16 protein-coding genes are annotated in these 20383 nt (G+C 67.1%); 13 read left to right on the top strand and 3 right to left on the bottom strand.

All coding sequences use genetic code 11. From position 1 onward, the window contains the following. Positions 1-4: 4 nt before the first annotated feature. Complete coding sequence (locus WFH23_RS04905; protein WP_336661766.1) at positions 5-2695, bottom strand: transglycosylase domain-containing protein; 2691 nt, start codon at positions 2693-2695, stop codon at positions 5-7. Positions 2696-2806: 111 nt separating this feature from the next. Between WFH23_RS04905 and WFH23_RS04900 the strand changes: the two genes are divergently transcribed. Together WFH23_RS04900 and WFH23_RS04895 are read left to right on the top strand one after the other, a co-directional pair. Then, the gene (locus WFH23_RS04900) at positions 2807-2980 is read left to right on the top strand and encodes a DUF4177 domain-containing protein (RefSeq protein ID WP_141653254.1); all 174 of its coding nucleotides are present in this window, start codon (positions 2807-2809) and stop codon (positions 2978-2980) included. 1 nt (position 2981) lies between these two features. Further along, on the top strand, positions 2982-3458 hold the full coding sequence (locus tag WFH23_RS04895) for a RidA family protein (protein WP_090151968.1): 477 nt from the start codon (positions 2982-2984) through the stop codon (positions 3456-3458). Positions 3459-3572: 114 nt separating this feature from the next. On the opposite strand, the gene acs is transcribed toward WFH23_RS04895, so the two are convergent. Then, positions 3573-5561 (bottom strand): acetate--CoA ligase, encoded by a 1989-nt coding sequence (acs, locus tag WFH23_RS04890; protein ID WP_336661765.1) that lies wholly within the window; start codon positions 5559-5561, stop codon positions 3573-3575. Positions 5562-5775: 214 nt separating this feature from the next. Between acs and WFH23_RS04885 the strand changes: the two genes are divergently transcribed. The 7 genes from WFH23_RS04885 to tmk all read left to right on the top strand — a co-directional run bounded on the left by WFH23_RS04885 (position 5776) and on the right by tmk (position 13070). Next, the gene (locus WFH23_RS04885; RefSeq protein ID WP_442918691.1) at positions 5776-6798 is read left to right on the top strand and encodes a CpaF family protein; all 1023 of its coding nucleotides are present in this window, start codon (positions 5776-5778) and stop codon (positions 6796-6798) included. A gap of 3 nt (positions 6799-6801) precedes the next feature. Continuing rightward, positions 6802-7764, top strand: a complete 963-nt coding sequence (locus tag WFH23_RS04880; RefSeq protein ID WP_336661763.1) for a type II secretion system F family protein — start codon at positions 6802-6804, stop codon at positions 7762-7764. Between the two features lie 158 nt (positions 7765-7922). Next, positions 7923-8222 carry a DUF4244 domain-containing protein gene (locus WFH23_RS04875; RefSeq protein WP_234037531.1) on the top strand — a complete coding sequence of 100 codons (300 nt, stop codon included), beginning with the start codon at positions 7923-7925 and terminating at the stop codon, positions 8220-8222. Next, positions 8222-8578: a TadE/TadG family type IV pilus assembly protein gene (locus WFH23_RS04870; protein WP_090151959.1), complete on the top strand. Its 357-nt coding sequence runs from the start codon at positions 8222-8224 to the stop codon at positions 8576-8578. Before WFH23_RS04875 ends, WFH23_RS04870 begins: the two co-directional genes overlap by 1 nt. Then, positions 8575-9375 carry a M23 family metallopeptidase gene (locus WFH23_RS04865; protein WP_336661762.1) on the top strand — a complete coding sequence of 267 codons (801 nt, stop codon included), beginning with the start codon at positions 8575-8577 and terminating at the stop codon, positions 9373-9375. The genes WFH23_RS04870 and WFH23_RS04865 overlap by 4 nt, the downstream gene beginning before the upstream one ends. A gap of 179 nt (positions 9376-9554) precedes the next feature. Further along, complete coding sequence (topA, locus tag WFH23_RS04860) at positions 9555-12401, top strand: type I DNA topoisomerase (RefSeq protein ID WP_200332333.1); 2847 nt, start codon at positions 9555-9557, stop codon at positions 12399-12401. A 36-nt stretch (positions 12402-12437) separates the two neighbouring features. After that, positions 12438-13070, top strand: a complete 633-nt coding sequence (gene tmk / locus WFH23_RS04855) for a dTMP kinase (protein ID WP_090151949.1) — start codon at positions 12438-12440, stop codon at positions 13068-13070. A 295-nt stretch (positions 13071-13365) separates the two neighbouring features. Here tmk and purL read toward each other — a convergent pair whose 3' ends face one another. After that, positions 13366-15696 carry a phosphoribosylformylglycinamidine synthase subunit PurL gene (gene purL / locus WFH23_RS04850; RefSeq protein ID WP_336661761.1) on the bottom strand — a complete coding sequence of 777 codons (2331 nt, stop codon included), beginning with the start codon at positions 15694-15696 and terminating at the stop codon, positions 13366-13368. Positions 15697-15884: 188 nt separating this feature from the next. Between purL and WFH23_RS04845 the strand changes: the two genes are divergently transcribed. The 4 genes from WFH23_RS04845 (at position 15885) to WFH23_RS04830 (ending at position 20369) form a co-directional block, all read left to right on the top strand. After that, positions 15885-16982, top strand: a complete 1098-nt coding sequence (locus WFH23_RS04845; RefSeq protein ID WP_336661760.1) for a hypothetical protein — start codon at positions 15885-15887, stop codon at positions 16980-16982. 366 nt (positions 16983-17348) lie between these two features. Next, positions 17349-18329: a siderophore ABC transporter substrate-binding protein gene (locus tag WFH23_RS04840; RefSeq protein ID WP_234037594.1), complete on the top strand. Its 981-nt coding sequence runs from the start codon at positions 17349-17351 to the stop codon at positions 18327-18329. Then, positions 18326-19348, top strand: coding sequence for an ABC transporter permease (locus WFH23_RS04835; RefSeq protein ID WP_336661759.1), 1023 nt, complete (start codon positions 18326-18328; stop codon positions 19346-19348). The genes WFH23_RS04840 and WFH23_RS04835 overlap by 4 nt, the downstream gene beginning before the upstream one ends. Continuing rightward, positions 19341-20369, top strand: coding sequence for an iron chelate uptake ABC transporter family permease subunit (locus WFH23_RS04830; protein WP_336661758.1), 1029 nt, complete (start codon positions 19341-19343; stop codon positions 20367-20369). Before WFH23_RS04835 ends, WFH23_RS04830 begins: the two co-directional genes overlap by 8 nt. Positions 20370-20383 lie beyond the last annotated feature (14 nt).

Genomic DNA, 20383 nt, shown 5'->3' with positions numbered 1-20383 from the left:
AAGGTCAGTCCTTCTTGCCGCAGGCGAGCGCCAGCGTCACCGTGTCACCACGGTTGACCTCGGCGCCGCTTTCGGGGCTGACCGAGAGCACCTTGTTCGATTTCGGTTTCGAATCGCTGCCGGTGCCGCAGGCGAACTCGACGTTGTCGAACCCTGCGCTATTCAGTGCGGACTTTGCGTTGTTGCCAGTCTGACCCACGAGCCCGTCCGGGATCTTCGACGCCTTGCCGTTGCTGCGGTAGAGCGATATGCCCGATCCCAGCCCCACAGACGATCCCGCCGCGGGGTCGGTGCGCGCCGCGAGGCCTTCCGCCTCGGTCGAGTCGACCTCGCCGCCGTCATTCACCGCGAACCCGAGCTGCGTCAGCATGCTCGTGGCCTCCTCGATGGACTTCCCCTTCACATCGGGAACGGAGACCATCGTCTGGCGAATCGCTGCAGCCGAAGGCTCGGGGAAGGCTTCTCCTCTGTAGCGGGCATCAGCGGCGTTCATGATCGCGGGCCAGATCACCTGATCCGCACGCATGAGGTCGCCGAAGCCCATCGTGGAGACGCGATCCCACGTGCCATCTGGGAGCTGTACTGGGCCAGCGTTGCCCACCCAGGTCGCGGTGGAGACTTCCGTGCTCGCACCCACGGTCCAGTTGTCTTTGACCTCATCGGTCGTGCCGGTCTTCGCGAGGTGCGGGACACCCGTTGAAGAGCGTGCGTGGCCCGCGAGGCCCGCAGTCACCGCGTTCTCGAGAGCGAACGCCACACCGGCAGCGACCTCGGGCGCGATGGCCTGAGAGCACTCGCTCTTGGTGAACGGTACCTGGTTGCCTTCGTCGTCAAGGATCTGCTCGATGGGCACCGGTGTGCAGACGGTTCCGTCGCCCGCGAACGCGGCATAGGCGGCCGCCATGGTGATCGGCGCGATCTCGTCGACGCCAGCGTAGACGTTCGACGGCACCATGGACAGGTCACGGGGGTTCTGGTGCAGAGTCGGATTCTTGATTGTCCCGACCATCTCCTGACTCGTGTTTCCGAGATCCGCGTCTTCCTGCGTCCACACGGGTTGATCCGATGCGCGGTGGATGCCGAGCGCCTGAGCCGTCTCGAATGTCCCGCAGAGGTCCATCTTCTGCTGCATCGAGACGATGCCGCCGTTGATCGAGTTCGCGATCGTCGTCAGCACGGACTGATTGCCGCGGATGCCCTCGTTGTCATTGGAGAAATCGAACGATCCGTAGCTGTAGACGCCGTCGGGCATGCACGAGGCGGCGAATGACTGGTACGGCACGCCCTTCCGGCTGTTCACGTTGACGATGTCGCGCACCGAGTGCCCTGTCCGGATCCACTCGGCGAGCGTCACCGGCTTGAACGTCGAACCTACCTGGAAGCCGCTCGAGCCGCCGAGTTCTTGATCGGTGTTGTAATTCACCGTCGTGTAGCCAGGGTTCGAGTCCAGGAAGTCTTGCGAGTTGTTGAAAGGTTTATTCTGCACCATGGAACGCACCTTTCCGGTGCCCACCTCCACGCTGCTCGAGGCTGAGCCGACGTCGATCCCATCCATCATCGAGGGCACCGTCGACTGCGTCGCCGCCGTGCCCGCCGCCTGCATGTCGAGATCGATCGTCGTGTAGATCTTGTACCCGCCGCGGCTGAAGTTGAACTCGCGTTCGGTGGGGGTATCGCCGAAGTTCGGGTCCGCCTTGATGTACCGCTGCACGTAGTCGCAGAAGTGCCCGAGCCCGAAGTTCTGCTCGGCGACGTTGCAGCCGGCGACTCGCGGCGTGACGTGTTCGCCCGTGACCTCCGTTGCGACAGCTTCGTCGTACTGGGCCTGCGTGATCTTGCCGTGATTGAGCATGCTGCCGAGAATCTTGTCGCGGCGCTCGGTGTTCGCCGGAATGTTCTCAGGAACGTCGATCTGAAGCTTCGACGGGTTGTTCACGATGGCGACGAGGCTCGCCGACTCGGCGAGCGAGAGGTCGGCGGCCGACTTGCCGTAGTAGTACTTCGCGGCCGACTCGATGCCGTAGATCTGACGGCCGAAGAGCGCAATATTCAGATACCCGAGCAGAATCTCATCCTTCGGGTACTTCTTCTCGATGGAGATCGCGTACTTCATCTCCTTGAGCTTGCGGTCGACGTCCTGACGCATCGCATCTTCGTAGGCCTTCTTCTGCGCATCCTTGTCGGGAATCGCGATGGCCTCCTGAATGAGCACGTTGCGCACGTACTGCATTGTGATCGTCGAAGCGCCCGAGAGGTTCTGCCCCGCCGCGTTCTGCAGCACGGCACGAGCCGTCGCGAGCATGTCGACGCCGCCGTGCGTGTAGAAGCGCGGGTCCTCCTCGGCGACGGCCGCGTCCTTGACGAACTGCGAGATCTGGTCCCACTTGACCGTCTCGCGATCCTGGTCGTAGAAGGTCGCGATCTCGTAGACGGTCGTGTCGGCGCCCGTCGCGTAGATCGTGGACGGCTCGGCGAGCTTGCCAGGGTCCAGATGGTCGGGCAGGCTCTCGAAGATGCCGACTGCGGATTTCGTGGCCGTGCCGCTCAAAGCGACCACCGGCGTCACAGCTGCGGTGACGAGAACACCGGCGATCACGCTCATGGCGAGCGCGCCGAGGAGCCCGGCGAGGGCCCCTCCTGCGGTGCGAGGTTTCTGCGAGCGCACGCGCGAAGACTGAGATGTCTGACGGGTCATAGAATCAAGGGTAAGCGACGTAGCTGACAAAACAGCAACGCGCCCGTCCGCGTCGCGGCGATGCCGGTCGCCGGCATGCGCTGCACACCGTCTACCGAGGGAGATCCGCACGTGAGTGAATCCGCCGAAGCCGCCCCGACCTGGGAGTACTTCGTGACGCCGCTGCTGCTGCACAACGAGGCGCAGATTCTGAACAACTGGGGTGCGCAGGGGTGGGAGCTCGTGCAGATCATCGAGGGCCCGGCCGGCGGCAACGTCGCATACATGAAGAAGAGGAAGGCCTGACATGGCATCTGTGATCGAGGACCGGCTGCGCGAACTGGGATACGAGATCCCCGAGGTCGCAGCGGCGGTCGCCGCGTACGTGCCCGCACTGCGTGACGGCAACTACGTGTACACGGCGGGGCAGCTCCCGTTCGTGAACGGTGCTCTGCCCGAGACGGGCAAGGTGGGTCTGGGAGCAGGGCTCGTGTCGCCCGAGCGAGCGGAAGAGCTCGCGCAGCTCTGCGCGTTGAACGCCCTCGCCGCCGCTCGAGGCGTCATCGGGTCGCTCGACAAGATCTCTCAGGTCGTGAAGGTCACTGCCTTCATCGCATCCGATCCGTCGTTCACGGGTCAGCCCGCCGTCGCGAATGGCGCCTCGATGTTCCTGGGTCGCGTCTTCGGCGATCTCGGCATCCACGTGCGTTCAGCCGTCGGCGTCGCCGTCCTCCCGCTCGACGCGCCCGTCGAGATCGAATTCGTGTTCAAGATCGAGGACTGACACCGCGCGCTCCGTGCAGCGAACCCGCGCACGTGCGAAACGACCGAGGCCGGGAACCCTGAATCGGGTTCCCGGCCTCGGTCGTGTGTCGCCGGCGGTTCGGTAACGTGCGGCTCAGTCGCCGCGTTCGCTGCGCACGCGATCCGAGATCGTCTGCATCACCGACGTGTCGGCGAGCGTCGTCGTGTCGCCGACCTCTCGGCCTTCTGCCGCGTCCTTGAGCAGCCGCCGCATGATCTTGCCCGACCGTGTCTTCGGCAGTTCGGAGACGATGAAGATCTGGCGCGGCCGCGCGATCGCACCGATCTGGGCTGCGACGTGCTTCTTCAGCTCGGGCTCGGCGTCATCGAGCGACAGGATGCTCTGCTGCGACTTCAGAATGACGAAGGCGACGACGGCCTGTCCCGTCGTCTCGTCATCCGCCCCGACGACCGCCGATTCGGCGACCGCGTGGTGCTCGACCAGCGCCGACTCGATCTCCGCGGTCGAGAGTCGGTGGCCCGACACGTTCATCACGTCGTCCACGCGTCCGAGCAGCCAGACGTCGCCGTCCTCGTCGAGACGGGCGCCGTCGCCCGCGAAGTAGCGGTCGCCGAACTTCGCCCAGTAGGTGTCGATGAAACGCTGATCGTCGCCCCAGATCGTGCGCACCATCGACGGCCAGGGGCGCTGCACGACAAGCAGGCCGCCCTGCCCGTTCTCGACGGGGGCGCCATTCTCGCCGACCACCGTCACCGAGATCCCTGGCTGCGGCACCTGCGCGCTGCCCGGCTTCAGGGGCGTGAGGCCCGGCAGCGGCGAGATCATGATCGCGCCGGTCTCCGTCTGCCACCACGTATCGACGATGGGGGCGGTGCCCGCGCCGATGACCTCGCGGTACCAGCGCCACGCCTCGGGGTTGATGGGCTCGCCGACCGAACCGAGCACCCGGATCGACGAGAGGTCGTACTGCTCCGGAACCTGGCGCCCGACCTTCATGCAGGCGCGAATGGCCGTGGGCGCGGTGTAGAAGATCGTCACACCGTACTTCTGAATGATCGACCACCAACGGCCCCAATCAGGCGTCTCCGGGGTGCCCTCGTAGATCACCTGGGTCGCGCCGTTCGCGAGGGGACCGTAGACCACGTAGCTGTGCCCGGTGATCCACCCGATGTCGGCTGTGCACCAGTACACGTCGGTGTCGGGCTTCAGATCGAAGACGTCGCGGTGGGTGGTCGACACCTGGGTGAGATATCCGCCCGAGGTGTGCAGGATGCCCTTGGGCTTGCCCGTGGTTCCCGAGGTGTACAGGATGAAGAGCGGGTTCTCGGCGGGGAAGCCCTGAGCTTCGTGCTCGCCGTCGAATGCGGTGATCTCGCGGTGCCACCAGAGGTCGCGATCCTCATCGAAGGCGACGTCGTTGCCCGCGCGTTCGACGACGAGCACGCGAGAGACGGTGCTGCCTCCGCCGTTCAGCGCGAGCGCATCGTCCACGGTCGGCTTCAGCGCAGACACGCGTCCCTTGCGCCATCCGCCATCGGCCGTGATCACGAGGCGCGCCTCAGCGTCGTCGATGCGAGCGCGCAGACTTTCAGCGCTGAAGCCTCCGAAGACCACCGAGTGCGCTGCGCCGAGGCGCGCGACGGCGAGCATCGCGATCACCGTCTCCGGGATCATCGGCATGTAGATGGCCACGCGGTCGCCCGCGGCGACGCCGAGGCTGGTGAGCATGTTCGCGGCGCGCTTCACCTCGTGCGTGAGCTCGGCGTACGTGAGGGTGCGCGTGTCGCCCGGTTCGCCCTCGAAGTGGAGCGCGACGCGGTCGCCGTTGCCCGCTGCCACGTGGCGATCGAGGCAGTTCGCCGCGACGTTCAGCTCGCCGTCCTGGAACCACTTCGCGAACGGCGGGTTCGTCCAGTCGAGCACCTCGCTGAACGGCTTCGTCCACTGCAGGTTCTGGGCCTGCTCCGCCCAGTACCCCTCGGGATCCTGCGCGGCCTTCCAGTAGACGGACGGGTCGGTGACGTTGGCCTGCTCGCGGAACTCCGGACTCGGAGTATACGTCTCCGCTGTTGCTCCCTCGGGGAGGTGGTGGCTTTCAATACTGCCGGTCTGATCGCTCATTGACGCCCTTATCTTCGATCGATTCCCGGGGCGATCGCTCGCTCCCGGCCCCTCAGTCGCGTACGGGATCCGTACCATCCCGAAAACGCAGAACCAGGCTATACCTTTCGTCTATCTCCGCTCACATCGGTGAGCCCGCGACGGTGTTGCCGCGACAGCGCACAGATGCTCGGGCGAGCGGTCTGGCCGTGGCGAACCCTGCTGGTATGGGCTCATGCCCCCTGCTGAGATTCCGGATCACCCACGGCCTCCCGACCCACGGCCCTCGGTGTCGACACGATCTGCGGCGCTCAGTCGCGCCGCGAAGCGTTCGTTCGGCGGCCTGCTGCCCCTGCTGGATGACCCCGATCTGCGAGATCTCATCGTGCAGGTGCGCGGCGGCGCTGCTCGACTGTGGCTGGACCGATGCGGAGCGCTGCAGGAGGTGCCGGATTGGCAGGCGGATCCTGAAGCGGTGCACGGGTTGGCGACCGGGCTGATCGCTGCTGGCGGGCGCCACCTCGACGAGCTGCACCCCTGCGCCGACGTGAGGCTGGGCGATGGCATTCGAGTGCACGCAGTACTGCCCCCGATCGCCGTCGAGGGCGCGGCCGTATCGATTCGGCTGCCCCGCATCTCGCCCCCTCGGTTCGATGAACTCGTCGCGGGAGGCCTCTGCGCGACGAGCACGGCAGAGATGCTGCGCCGGGTGATCATCGACCGCAGCAACATCCTGATCACCGGAGGCACCGGAAGCGGAAAGACGACGGTGCTGGCCGCACTGCTGGATCTCGCCCCACCGCACGAGCGCATCCTCACGATCGAGGACGTGGCGGAGCTGCGGTTGAGGCATCCGCACGCCGTGTCTCTCGAAACGCGTCAGGCGAGCGCCGAAGGGGTCGGGGAGGTCTCGGTCGATCGGCTGCTGCGGGAAGCGCTGCGCATGCGGCCCGACCGCATCGTGCTCGGCGAGTGCCGCGGTGCCGAGATCTCGACGCTCTTGGCGGCACTGAACACCGGCCACGACGGCGGCGCCGGAACCCTCCACGCGAGCCGTCTGGAAGAAGTGCCCTCGCGCCTCGAAGCGCTGGGTGCGCTCGCGGGATGGACGCCGGAAGCGCTCGCTCGACAGGCCGTCAGTGCACTGCACGCGATCGTCCACGTCGAACGGGGTGCTCTCGGCCCTCGGGTGCGCGCCATCGGCGGTCTCGAGCTCACCGATGACCGGTTGCTCGGAGTGCGAAGGGTGGTGGCGTAGCGCGTGTGGAAGCGACTCCGGTCCCTCGCCCGGTCACGAATCGCTTCAGCTTCGGGCTCGGCTTCGAGCGTCACCGCGCATCAACGGAATGAGGCGACGGTCGTCGCGGAACGAGCAGCGGCGCTCCTTCGCGGGGGAGTGCCGCCCGGTCGGACGTTCGCGGTGATCGCCGCCGACGCAGAGCCGACCTCTGCCACGGGAATCATCGCCGCCCGTGTGGCAGACGGAGTCCCGGTCGCCTCCGCGCTCGCAGCGACCCCCGATCCGGAATGGCGCGTGCTGGCAGTCGCCTGGCGCCTCGCCGAAGCATGCGGTGCTCCGCTCGCCCCCGCGCTCCAACGCATCGCGTATGCGTTGCGCGAACTCGACCAGTTGCGGGAACGACGTTCCGTGCTCCTGGCGGGTCCGCGGGCGACGGTGCGCATGGTTGCGGCCCTGCCGATCCTCGCGCTGCTGCTCGGCCTGCTGCTCGGATTCGATCCGATACCGGTGCTGTTCAGCGGGATGGGGGCGGCGATCGCGGCGATCGGCATCGGTCTGCTCGGCATCGGCGTGCACTGGTCTCGCGCCATGCAGCATCGAACCGCGAGTGACGATCACATCGCCGGTCTGCCGTTCGAACTGCTCTGGGTCGCGCTGGGAGGCGGCGCCCCTCCTTCCGCGGCACTGAGACACGTGGTGGATCGCGTGGACCAGTACGGGGCCGAGTGGATCGTCTTCGACGACTTCTGTTCCGGGAGCCCGCTGCTGTCGACGATCGCCGCTGCGGAAGCCGCCGGTGTTCCGATGCGCCCGCTGCTGCTCGAACACGCGGGTGCAGAGCGCGTGGCCTCAGCTGCGCGACTGGAACGGGAGGCGGAACGCCTCGGCGTGCGCGTGCTGGTGCCCCTGGGGGTCTGCGTGCTGCCCGCCTTCATCGTGCTCGGCGTGCTGCCGGTGGTGCTGTCCATGTTCGGGGCTGTCTGATGCTTCCCGACGGTGTTCGTACTCCACAGGGGAGGGCGATCGCATCGGCGTTCGGGTTCTCCACAGATCGTTCGTCGGGCCGCGTCGGGCCGAGCCTCTCCCGTGAGGATGGATGCACCGGCGATCGCCGGGGCCGTGCGAGGTCAAGGAGGTTCCCGATGCAGCCCACACTCCAACTCGTATCCGACCGAGGTGCGACATCCGTGGAAGGCGGGCCCGAGCGCCGCCGCACACGTCTGCAGCGCGTCCGTCGCGGAGGCCGACGACGCGGGCGGGCGTTCGTCGGCGAGATGCGCGCGCTCGCAGACGATGAGCGCGGCGCCGTGACAGCGGAGTACGCGATTGTCATCATGGCCGCCGTAGCATTCGCCGGTCTGCTGGTTGCCATCATGCGGTCGAGCGAGATCCGAGCGATGCTCGTGGAACTCGTCGAGAACGCGCTCGGCGCAGGGTCCTGATGCTCGCGGCGCTGCGGCACGACGAACGCGGCACGGTCACGGCGGAATTCGCGATCGTCGTGCCCGCAGTGCTCGCCGTACTCGGGCTCGTGATCGGCGGCATCTACGTGGCGGCGCATCGCATCACCCTCGTATCGGCGTCGGCTGAGATCGCGAGATCAGAGGCCCGCGGTGATGCCGAGCTCGCCCAGAAACATCTGGATTCGCTCGGTGATCGAGTGGAGATCGAACGTGTGGAAGACGGCGTGCTGCACTGCGTCACGCTTCGGTCGCGCCCGGGTGGAGGACCCCTCGCCCGCATCGCGGTCGAATCGCGCTCGTGCGCCGCCCGAATCGGTGAGGGAGCGACCTCATGAGCGCACCGGCGACCCTCGTCTGCGCAGCCGCTGCGATATGTCTCGGCGTACCGATCATCGCGGCGTCGTCGCACCTCGAAGCCTCCCATCGTGCAGCAGGGGCCGCTGACGCGGCAGCGCTCGCCGCAGCCGACTCGGCCGCCGGGTTTCTCGCGGGAGACCCCTGTGACCTGGCGGGGGCTGTCACGAGTGCGATGAGCAGCGAACTCGTGTCCTGCGAGCTCGATCCCGCCCTCGCCGACGCCCGCGTGAAGGTGGTGGCGGACGGGCCGCTCGGGGCCGTCGCCGCTTCGGCGCACGCTGGTCCACCGCCGAGTTCCGCGATGCCGGGAGGTGCGATTGGCGCAAATGGCTGGGCGTGGCCCAGCTCGGAGCCGGGCATCACGCAGGGGTTCCACGATGGTTACTCCATTGATCTCCGCGCGGTTGAAGGGTCACCGCTCTACGCTCCCTACGACGGCGTCGTCGTCGCAGCCGGAACGGACAGCGACGGGCCGCCCGAGAAGTGCGTCGCCGAACCCTCGTGGTGGCATGGCCCGAATTACACGATCATCATCAGACACAGCTATCGGGGGGAAGTGCTCTTCAGTTCCCACAATCACGTGGCCCCCGGATCGACCGACGCGTTCGGGCTATCGCCGGGCACTGCAGTGCGAGCCGGACAACCGGTGGCCCTCGCAGGTATGAGCGGATGCACGTCGGGGCCGCACTCGCACTTCACGCTGTCGACCACCCCGTCGAACGCGTTTCCCGACGTGAATCCATACCTCTATATCGGTGGCCCTGAGATCCGTTGATGCAGTGCGCAGAAACTCCGATGCGGGTACTTCGGCCGGCGACGGACATAATGAAGAGAGAACATGCGTGGAATCCCGCAGGTGGATTCTCACGCCAGAATGTGTATCGTGTCGGAGCAGAACCCTCAGCCGGTCCTGGCGGAGCAGCCCTACACTGCGTGAAGCAACGAAGGAGACCCGTGAAGGGTACGAAGAAACTCGTCATCGTCGAGTCACCGACCAAGGCGAAGACCATCGGCGGCTACCTCGGAGACGACTACGAGGTCATTGCATCGGTCGGACACGTTCGTGATCTCGCCGAGCCATCGGCCCTGCCCGCGGAGCTCAAGAAGGGCGCATTCGGGAAGTTCGCGGTCGACGTCGAGAACGACTTCGCCCCGTACTACGTCGTCAACGACAACAAACGCAAAACGGTCTCCGAGCTGAAGCGCGCGCTGAAGGGTGCCGACGAGCTGTGGCTCGCAACGGATGAGGACCGCGAGGGCGAGGCCATCGCGTGGCACCTCCTCGAGGTGCTCCAGCCCAAGGTGCCGGTGCATCGTATGGTGTTCCACGAGATCACGCAGGACGCCATCGAACAGGCCAAGCAGAACACGCGCGACCTCGACACGGCGCTGGTCGATGCGCAGGAGACGCGACGCATCCTCGATCGCCTGTACGGGTACGACATCTCTCCGGTGCTCTGGCGCAAGGTCGCGCCCAAGCTCTCCGCAGGCCGAGTGCAGTCGGCGGCGACGCGACTCGTCGTCGACCGCGAGCGCGAGCGCCAGGCGTTCCGCGCTGCCGAGTACTGGGACCTCACCGCGACCTTCCGACCCGACGACAGCGCTACCGACACCACGGCGTTCCAAGCCCGGCTCGTGCGGCTCGACGCCCAGCGCGTCGCCACCGGCGGCGACTTCGGCGACGACGGCAACCTGACGGCTCGTGCGTCGAAGGCGGGGGTCATTCCGCTGGAGCAGGAGCGTGCCGAGCGCCTCGCATCCCTGCTCGCTGCGGACGCCAGGGGAGAAGTCGTCTCCGTCGAGACGAAGCCGCACACGCGTCGCCCTGCAGCGCCGTTCACCACGTCGACGCTGCAGCAGGAGGCCTCTCGCAAGCTCCGCTACAGCTCGCGGCAGACGATGTCGTTCGCGCAGTCGCTGTATGAGAACGGCTACATCACGTACATGCGTACCGACTCGCCCTCGCTCTCGAAGCAAGCAGTGCAGGCGGCCCGGTCGCAGGCTGCGGAACTGTACGGCGCGCAGACGCTGCCCGAGAAGCCGCGCGTGTACACGGGCAAGTCGAAGGGCGCCCAGGAGGCGCACGAGGCGATCCGGCCAGCCGGTGAAGTGTTCCAGCGTCCGAGCTCTCTCAAGGGGAAGCTCACGCAGGGCGAATTCGCGTTGTACGAGTTGATCTGGAAGCGCACGGTTGCCAGCCAGATGGCAGACGCCAAGGGCTCCACCGACACCGTGACCCTCTCGGCACAGGTGTCGGAGGCCGGAAGCGCTGCACCGACCGCTGCGGAATTCACCACCAGTGGCACCGTCATTACCTTCCCCGGATTCCTCCTCGCATACGAGGAAGGCCGCGATGAGAACCGCGGCGACAAATCCGGCGATCAGAATGCGAAGCTCCCGCAGTTGTCCTCGGGTCAGGGGCTCGGCATCGAAGAGCCGACCGCGAAGGGCCACGAGACGAGCCCGCCGCCGCGCTACACGGAGGCCAGCCTCACCAAGCGACTCGAAGAACTCGGCATCGGCCGTCCGTCGACGTACGCCGCGATCATCAGCACGATCATGGATCGCGGTTACGTCACGAAGAAGGGGCAGGCGCTCGTTCCCAGCTGGATCGCCTTCTCCGTCGTACGACTCCTGGAAGAGCACTTCAGCGAGCTCGTCGACTACGACTTCACAGCCGAGATGGAGAACGACCTCGACCGCATCGCTTCGGGCGAGGCGGATCGCGGCAAATGGCTCGGCGAATTCTACTTCGGCACCGACGCGCACCCCGGCCTGCGCGGCGTCGTCGACAACCTGGGCGAGATCGACGCGCGTGCGATCAACACGATCAAGATCGATGATGAGATCTCGCTCCGCAACGGCAAGTACGGCCCGTACCTCGAGGTCTTCGACGACAAGTGCGAGGTCGATGAAGACGGCGTGGTGAAGCCGCGCAGCGTCAACATCCCCGACGGCCTCGCGCCCGATGAACTGACGCCTGCCAGAGCCCACGAGCTCGCCGACGCCGAACCGGCCGAGGATCGCGTCGTCGGTCTCCACCCGCAGACTTCGAAGCGCATCGTCGCGAAGAACGGGCGCTTCGGTCCCTACGTCACCGAGCTCCCCGATGAGGGCGAGGAACTGCCGAAGGGCCAGAAACCCCGCACGGCGTCCCTGTTCAAGAGCATGGACCCCGCCACGATCGAGCTCGACAGCGCGGTCGCGCTGCTCGACCTTCCCCGTGTCGTCGGAGTGGACCCCGAGTCCGAGGCTGAGATCACCGCGCAGAACGGGCGCTACGGCCCGTACCTGAAGAAGGGAAGCGACACGCGATCGCTTCCGAGCGAGGATGCGATCTTCTCGATCGATCTCGCCGGAGCCCAGGAGCTGTTCGCTCAGCCCAAGTACGGCGCGAAGCGCGCGTCGAGCGCGCTGAAGGAATTCGATGCCGACCCCGTGAGCGGCAAGCCGATCAAGGTCAAGGACGGCCGTTTCGGCCCGTACGTCACCGACGGTGAGACGAACGCGACGATCCCGCGCGGTGACAGCGTGGACGAGATCGACTTCGCCCGCGCCGTCGAGCTCCTGGCGATCAAGCGCGCGAAGGGCCCCGCGAAGAAGAAGGCTCCCGCGCGGAAGCCCGCGGCGAAGAAGGCGGCGGCGAAAAAGCCTGCAGCGAAGAAGCCGGCGACGAAGAAGCCTGCAGCGAAGAAGTCCGCTTCGGGCGCGAAGGCGGTGGACCCGGCGCGGTCGGCAGCTGCGAAGAAGGCGGCGGCGACCCGAGCCGCGAACCGAGCTGCCGCAGAGTCCCAGGCATAACGACGAGTGCGGCCGGGTGCGGTCGCGGAGGAGCACATGAGCGGAACCTTCATCACCCTCGAAGGCGGCGACGGCGCGGGGAAGACGACGCAGGCGGAGTTGCTCGAGCAGTGGCTCGAGGGCCGCGGGCTCGAAGTCGTCCGCACCCGTGAGCCGGGCGGCACTCGTCTCGGAACCGAAGTGCGTCGCCTCCTGTTGCACGGAGGCGACGAGATCGGAGAGGTCGACGTGCGCGCTGAAGCCCTGCTCTACGCCGCAGACCGCGCCCAGCACGTCGCAAAGGTCGTGCGCCCCGCCCTCGAGCGGGACGCAGTGGTGGTGCAGGACCGGTACATCGACTCCTCGCTGGCGTACCAGGGGGCGGGGCGCGTGCTCGACGTCGACGAGGTGCGCCGCATCAGCGAGTGGGCGACCGGGGGGCTCTGGCCGGACCTGACGATTCTGCTCGACCTCGACCCCGAGACCAGCTCCGGCCGCCGCCGCGACCGCGGTGGGAGCAGCGACCGCCTCGAGTCAGAAGCAGTGGAGTTCCATACGGCGGTGCGCGACGGCTTCCGTGCGCTCGCGAAGGCGGACCCGCACCGCTTCTTCACCATCGATGCTGCACTGCCCGTCGATGAGATCCACACGCGCATCGTGGGACGCGTCTCCGGGTTCCTCACGCGCTGAACCGCTTCACCGGTAAGAGATCGCGCTTCGGCGAGCAGATTTCCAAAGAAAGCGTCTCACCGAAGCGCGATCTCTCACCGAAGCCATCCGCACCCTGGCCACCGCGGTCGCCGGCCGAACGCGGTGCGTTCAGCCGATGACCGCCGCCCCGCGCTTTGCTCCGTGGGCTGGCGCTGTAGCGCCACCGCGGTCGCCGGCCGAACGCGGTGCGTTCATCCGATGACCGCCACCCCGCGCTTCGCTCCGTGGGCTGGCGCTGTAGCGCCACCGCGGTCGCCGGCCGAACGCGATGCGTTCAGCCGATGACCGCGCCGAAGCGATCGGGAAGGGTGGCGCGAGAAGCGGCGCCGAGCTCGGAGAGCGGCAGGGTGAAGCGATCCTGCACCTCGATCGCGGCATCCGCCCCCGCACCATCCGTGACACCGATGCGCAGCACCGGGAAATCGCGGCCCGAGCAGAGCCCGCGGAACTTCACCTCTTCCTCGTGCGGCACCGCGACGAGCACGCGCGCCTGAGATTCCGAGAAGAGTGCAGCGGTGGCGTCGACGTCGTCGCGCGACATGATCTCCTCGATCCACACGCGGGCACCGACGCCGAAGCGCAGCGCGCCATCGGTGAGGGCCTGAGCGAGGCCGCCCTCCGAAAGATCCACCGCCCCGGAGATGAGTCCGCCCTGTGCGCCCGCGTGCAGCAGCTCGGCGAGCGCGCGCTCCTCGGCCAGGGAAGCGATCGGCGGGCGGCCGCCGAGGTGATCGTGCACGGTCTCGGCCCAGGCAGATCCGTCGAGTTCGTCGCGGGTGGTGCCGAGCAGGTAGAGGTGCTCGCCCTGATCCTGCCATCCGCTGGGCACGCGGCGCGCGACGTCATCGATGATGCCGAGCACGCCGACGACGGGCGTCGGATAGATCGGGGTGTCGCCGGTCTGGTTGTAGAGCGAGACGTTGCCGCCGGTGACGGGCACCTCGAGAGCGAGGCACGCATCCGAGAGTCCTTCGACCGAGCGCGAGAACTGCCACATGACCTCGGGGTTCTCGGGGCTGCCGAAGTTCAGGCAGTCGGTGACGGCGGTGGGAACGGCGCCGGACGTGGCGACGTTGCGGTACGCCTCGGCGAGTGCGAGCTGCGAGCCGACGTACGGGTCGAGCTGGCAGTAACGGCCGTTCGCATCGGTGGCGATGGCCACGCCGAGGCCGCTCTCCTCATCGACGCGGATCATGCCTGCGCCGTCGGGGAACGCGAGCGCCGTGTTGCCGAGCACGTACTTGTCGTACTGGTTCGTCACCCACGAGACATCGGCCTGGTTGGGCGATGCGGCGACGGCGATCATCTGCGAGCGCAGGTCATCGCCGGAGTCCGAACGCGCCAGGCCAGAGGCGTTGACGCCGGAAGCCTGCAGCGCATCGATCCATGCGGGGTACTCGACGGGGCGCTCGTAGACGGGGCCGTCGACGGCCACAGTCGAAGGATCGACGTTGACGATCTCCTCACCGCGCCAGTTGATGATGAGGCGGCCGGTGTCGGTGACCTCGCCGAGCACGCTCGTCTCGACGTCCCACTTCGCGGTCACGGCGAGGAACGCGTCGAGCTTGTCGGGGTGCACGACCGCCATCATGCGCTCCTGGCTCTCCGACATGAGGATCTCCTCGGCCGTGAGCGACGGATCGCGCAGCAGCACGCTGTCGAGCTCGATGAACATGCCGCCGTCGCCGTTCGCCGCGAGCTCGGAGGTCGCGCACGAGATGCCGGCGGCGCCGAGATCCTGAATCCCCTCGACGAGCTCATCGCGGAAGAGTTCGAGGCAGCACTCGATGAGCACCTTCTCGGCGAACGGATCGCCGACCTGCACGGCCGGGCGCTTGGTCGGCCCGCCCTCGCTGAAGCTGTCGGAGGCGAGGATCGACGCCCCGCCGATGCCGTCGCCACCCGTGCGAGCGCCGAAGAGCACGACCTTGTTGCCGGCGCCGGAGGCGTTCGCGAGGTGCAGATCCTCGTGGCGCAGTACGCCGACGCCGAGCGCGTTGACGAGCGGGTTCGCCTGGTAGACGCTGTCGAAGACCGTCTCGCCGCCCAGGTTCGGGAGGCCGAGGCAGTTGGCGTACGACGAGATGCCCGAGACGACGCCGTGCACGACGCGTGCCGTATCCGGGTCATCGATCGCGCCGAAGCGCAGCTGATCCATGACCGCGACGGGGCGAGCCCCCATCGAGATGATGTCGCGGATGATGCCGCCGACGCCGGTCGCGGCTCCCTGGAACGGCTCGATGTACGAGGGGTGGTTGTGGCTCTCGACCTTGAAGGTCACTGCCCAGCCCTCTCCGATGTCGATGACGCCGGCGTTCTCACCCATGCCGACGAGCAGACGCTCGCGCATCTTGTCGTTGACCTTCTGGCCGAACTGCCGGAGGTAGATCTTCGACGACTTGTACGAGCAGTGCTCCGACCACATCACCGAGTACATGGCGAGCTCGCCGGAGGTGGGGCGCCGGCCGAGGATCTCGCGGAGGCGGTCGTACTCGTCGGGCTTCAATCCGAGTGCGCCGTACGGCTGCTCCTTCTCGGGCGTCGCGATCGCATCGGCGACCGTGTCGGGGCGGGGGCCGCTCTGGGTGGCGTCGATGTCTGTCACGCTCGATGTGCTCCGTGGATCGGGGGTGGTTTCGGCGCACGGGAGCGCCGAACGTACGGGGTTCAGTCTACGTGGTCGCGTCACCCCGCTCGTCCCGTACTGCTCCCTCATCGCGGGAGCATTCCCGAGCCTGCAGGGCTGACGGTCTAGGGTGGAGATTGTCAGCAGATCAGGGGAGACTGAACGCCATGAGCGATCCGAATACTCACGCAGCAGGCCAGACGCCCGTTCCGCAGCCGAGCGATCATGCGCAGGCCCCGTCGTACACGCCGGACGGAGCGCGCCAGGCGTCGCGCCAGGCCGCACGGCCCACGGCGGGCCCGGCCTCCGGGGCGGCGAATCAGCAGCGCAAGCTCTCGACCTTCTTGAAGGTCAGCATCATTCTGCTCGCCGGTCTGACCATCGCCTCGATCTCGTTGCTGTTCATCGGTGACTTCGAGGGCAAATTCGAGCGCGTCTTCTCGACGTTCGCGCTGTTCGCGGTGTTCGTCATCTTCACGGCGCTCGACACGCGGCGGGAGCAGAAGTCCGAGTGGTACGCGCCGGTCGCCCTCATCGCGAACGCCTACATCCTCGGCCTGCTGATGATCGTCATCTGGATGACGCCTTACAACCCGTACTCCTTGCTCTGGGAGATCTTCTGGAAGTCGTTCTTCGTGATTCTCGTCACGCGACTGGTCATTCTCTGCGCGCAGCTTCTGCTGCGGGTCGGAGCCGAGCGCTCCGAGACGATCACGCGGTTCGCCTTCGTGACGAGCGTGCTCGCGGTGCTCTCGGGCATTCTGTTCACCGCGCCGGTCGGCATCGAGGCATTCGAGCTCAACGTGCCGGATATGTATTGGAAGATCGCGACCGCGATCCTGATCCTGACCGCGCTCGGCCTGTCGATCACCCTGCTGCTCCGCTGGTTCTTCGGCGCGGATGAGCGTGATGCGGCTCGAGCCGCTCGCGGCAGCATGCGCCAGGGCGCGCCGGCGCCGTACATCGCGCAGCAGCCCCACGGGCGCGCGCAGCAGCAGCGAGCGCAGCAGCAGAACTCCCAGGCGCAGCAGGCGCAGCAGCAAGCCCAGATGCAGCAGCAGCATCAGTTGCAGCAGCAGCATCAGTTGCAGCAGCAGTCCCAGCTGCAGCTGCAGCTGCAGCAGCAGCCCCAGGCGCAGCCGAGCGGCCAATCCGAGCTGCTGCCCTGGCCGACCTTCGCCGACGGCCGCCCGATTCCGGCCGGGCCCGACGGCCAGCCCGACTTCTCGGTGCCGGGCGCGCCTCGTCCGCCCCAGGCGAGGTAACCGCCCGCGAGACAGGGCCTGCGGCAATCCGGAGTTCATTCCGGGCCGTTCTTCACTGCTCCCTGGGCAGTGGGCTTCGATGAGATCGAGTGCCTACTGCACAGGGAGCAGTGGTCTGTCATGCACGGGATGCACTCGCTTGGCTCCCTCCGAGGCTCAAGAATTGAAATCCATAACACCCGTCTGACCGGGGGCGATGCCGATCTGATCGGCTGAGGCGAACCCCTTCGGCTTGAACATCAGATGAAACGTTGGCTAGGCTAACTCGGGGCCGCGAGAACGTGCGCGGCCGCTGCGATCCGATGCAGTCGTCGGCGCAGATCGATGAGACCCGAGACGAAAAGAGCAGCCATCGTGTCCACCCAGATGTTGCGCGGCGCGAGCTTCGCAGCCCTTGCCCTGACCGCTGCGTTCACGCTGTCGGCGTGCGCCCCCGGCGCGGAGGCGAACGAGGAGCAGGCCGCGCCGGCCGAGACCACGGTGACCATCACCGACAACCACGGCGAGGTCGAGGTCCCCGTGAACCCCGAGCGCGTCGTCGCGCTCGACAACCACGTGTTCGAGACCCTCGATGAGTGGGACGTTCCACTGGTCGCGGCTCCGAAGGGCATCATGGGCACCGCGTGGCCCGACTACACGGACGACGCCGAGGTGGCAGACGTCGGGACGCATCGCGAGCCCGACCTCGAAGCCATCGTCGCCGCTCAGCCCGACCTCATCATCGGCGGCTACCGCTTCTCCGAGTCGTACGACACGATCGTCGAGCAGAATCCCGACGCAGCCGTCATCGAGATCGCACCTCGCGACGGTGAGGACCCGATGGAGGAGCTCAAGCGCGAGACCGAGATTCTCGGGCAGATCTTCGATCGAGAGGACGAGGCCGCAGAGATCACGTCCGAGCTCGACCAGTCGATCGCCGATGCGAAGCAGGCCTACAACGGCACCGACTCCGTGATCGGGCTCATCACCTCGGGGGGAAAGATCGAGTTCGCCGCTCCCGTCACCGGCCGCAGCGTGGGGCCCGTGTTCTCGGCTCTCGGCCTGAAGCCAGCGATCGAGCAGCAGGCGGAGGACACGTCGCACGGCGACGACATCAGCGTCGAGGCGATCGCAGCGGCGAACCCCGACTGGATCGTCGTGCTGGATCGCGATGCGTCATTCGCCGAACCAGAACCGGGAGCTGTGCCGGCGGATGAGCTGATCGCCGGCTCTGAAGCGCTGCAGGGTGTGACGGCCGTCGAGCAGGATCAGATCGTGTACCTCGACTCCGACTTCTACCTGACGGAAGACATCCAGGCGTACACCGAGCTGTACGAACAGCTGCAGGAGGCGTTCGCGGGCGCATGAGCCTGACGCAGCAGGCTGCGCCAGCAGCCAGGGACGGGGCCCGCACCGATGGTGCGGGCCCCGCTCGCCGTTCGCGCTGGAAGGGCTCCCTCGCGCTGGTCCTCGCGATCCTCGTCGTCACGGGCCTGCTCGTCGCGTCGCTGCTCATCGGGGCGTACGACATCGCGGGCGGTGAACGCGGCGGCGAGATGTTCTGGATCACCCGAGTGCCGCGCACCCTGGCGCTGGTGCTGGCTGGTGCGGCTCTGGCGACCAGCGGTCTCGTGATGCAGATGCTCACGCAGAACCGCTTCGTCGACGCGACGACCTCCGGCACCACCGAATGGGCGGCGCTCGGACTCCTGCTCACGGTGCTGATCGCGCCCCAGGTTGGCCTCGTCGGCCGGATGGTGATCGCCAGCCTCTCGGCGTTCGTCGGCACGCTCGTCTTCATGGCGATCCTGCGTCGCATCGTCATTCGCACGACGCTGGTGGTGCCGCTGATCGGGATCATGCTCGGCGCCGTGGTGAGCGCGCTGACGACATTCCTCGCTGCGCAGTTCAACCTCCTGCAGATGATCGGCACCTGGTTCATGGGCAGTTTCACGGCGGTGGTGCGCGGACGGTATGAGGTGCTCTGGATCGTCGCCATCGTCACGCTGCTGGTCTTCGTCCTCGCCGACCGCATCACCGTCGCCGGCCTCGGCAAAGATGTCGCGACGAGCGTCGGCGTGCGCTATGAAGTGGTGCTGGTCGCCGGCACGGCGCTCGTCGCGGTGGCGGCGGGCGTGACGACGGTGGTCGTCGGGTTCCTGCCGTTCCTCGGCCTCGTGGTGCCCAACGTCGTCGCCATGATCCGCGGCGATCACGTGCGCAGCAACCTGCCATGGGTGTGCCTCGGCGGCATCGCACTCGTGACCGTATGCGATGTGATCGGGCGCACCGTGCGCATGCCGTTCGAGGTGCCCGTCTCCATGGTGCTCGGCATCGTCGGATCGGCGGCCTTCATCACGATTCTGCTGAGGCAGCGCAATGCGTAGCGTGGTGGGGGAGCAGCGGCTCGCAGGGTTGCCGCGCGGCAGCGGTTCGCGGCGCGCATGGGTCGCCGAGCACCGCGCGGTGCTCCTGGTCGGTGCGACGGCAGCCGCGCTCGCCATCGCGATCCTGGTCTACGGCAATCCGGCGGCCCTCGGATCGGACGGGTTCTGGATCATCGTGCGCTCCCGGCTCACGTCGCTCGGAACCATCGCGCTCGTCTCGGTGTGCCAGGCGGTCGCGACCGTGCTCTTCCACACGGCGACGGCGAATCGGATCCTCACCCCCTCGATCCTCGGGTTCGACGCGCTGTACGTGCTGTCGCAGACGGCGCTCATGTTCGTCTTCGGCATGGCGGCGGTCGGCATGGAGGGGATCCCGAAGATCATCGCGCAGAGCCTCCTCATGATCGCGTTCGCGACGGTGCTCTACGGGTGGTTGTTCTCGGGGAAGCGGGCGAACCTCCACCTGCTGCTGCTCGTCGGCGTGGTGCTCGGCATCGGATTCGGCTCACTGTCGACGTTTATGCAGCGCCTGCTGACTCCCAGTGAATTCGACGTGCTCAGCGCGCGCCTCTTCGGCAGCATCGGCAAGGGAAACCCCGATTACCTTCCGATCGCCGGCGCAATCGTCGCCGTGCTGCTGGTGATCATCTGGCGGAGGCGCCGCCTCCTCGACGTCGTCGCGCTCGGCCGCGATGTGGCGACCGGGCTCGGGGTCGCGTACCGCAAGGAGGTCGTGCTGATCCTCGTGACCGTCGCGGTGCTGATATCGATATCGGCGACGATGGTGGGGCCGATGACGTTCTTCGGGTTCCTCGTGGCGACGATCGCGTACCAGTTCACCCGGGAGGATCGGCATGCCGAAACGCTCCCGCTCGCCATCGGTGTGGCGCTCGTCACGCTGCTGGGCGCCACCTTCGTGCTGAAGCACGTGTTCGCCGCCGCGGGGCTGGTGACCGTGATCATCGAGTTCGCCGGCGGTCTCCTGTTCCTCGCGATCCTGTTGAGAAAGGGGCTCAGATGATGAGCCGTCCCACT

Origin of the sequence: Leucobacter sp. USHLN154 (assembly GCF_037145595.1) — a bacterium.
GTDB lineage: Bacteria > Actinomycetota > Actinomycetes > Actinomycetales > Microbacteriaceae > Leucobacter > Leucobacter alluvii.
The sequence above is the reverse complement of the archived record's forward strand: the minus strand, read 5'-3'. Positions and strand labels throughout refer to the sequence as shown.

What these genes read in the sequence shown, in the direction of transcription:
- WFH23_RS04830 (WP_336661758.1), top strand. Translation starts at nt 19,341, where the DNA reads ATGCGTAGCGTGGTGGGGGAGCAGCGGCTCGCAGGGTTGCCGCGCGGC.
- WFH23_RS04845 (WP_336661760.1), top strand. Translation starts at nt 15,885, where the DNA reads ATGAGCGATCCGAATACTCACGCAGCAGGCCAGACGCCCGTTCCGCAG.
- WFH23_RS04870 (WP_090151959.1), top strand. Translation starts at nt 8,222, where the DNA reads ATGCTCGCGGCGCTGCGGCACGACGAACGCGGCACGGTCACGGCGGAA.
- WFH23_RS04840 (WP_234037594.1), top strand. Translation starts at nt 17,349, where the DNA reads ATGTTGCGCGGCGCGAGCTTCGCAGCCCTTGCCCTGACCGCTGCGTTC.
- WFH23_RS04875 (WP_234037531.1), top strand. Translation starts at nt 7,923, where the DNA reads ATGCAGCCCACACTCCAACTCGTATCCGACCGAGGTGCGACATCCGTG.
- WFH23_RS04865 (WP_336661762.1), top strand. Translation starts at nt 8,575, where the DNA reads ATGAGCGCACCGGCGACCCTCGTCTGCGCAGCCGCTGCGATATGTCTC.
- acs (WP_336661765.1), bottom strand. Translation starts at nt 5,561, where the DNA reads ATGAGCGATCAGACCGGCAGTATTGAAAGCCACCACCTCCCCGAGGGA.
- WFH23_RS04835 (WP_336661759.1), top strand. Translation starts at nt 18,326, where the DNA reads ATGAGCCTGACGCAGCAGGCTGCGCCAGCAGCCAGGGACGGGGCCCGC.
- tmk (WP_090151949.1), top strand. Translation starts at nt 12,438, where the DNA reads ATGAGCGGAACCTTCATCACCCTCGAAGGCGGCGACGGCGCGGGGAAG.
- WFH23_RS04885 (WP_442918691.1), top strand. Translation starts at nt 5,776, where the DNA reads ATGCCCCCTGCTGAGATTCCGGATCACCCACGGCCTCCCGACCCACGG.
- WFH23_RS04905 (WP_336661766.1), bottom strand. Translation starts at nt 2,695, where the DNA reads ATGACCCGTCAGACATCTCAGTCTTCGCGCGTGCGCTCGCAGAAACCT.
- WFH23_RS04895 (WP_090151968.1), top strand. Translation starts at nt 2,982, where the DNA reads ATGGCATCTGTGATCGAGGACCGGCTGCGCGAACTGGGATACGAGATC.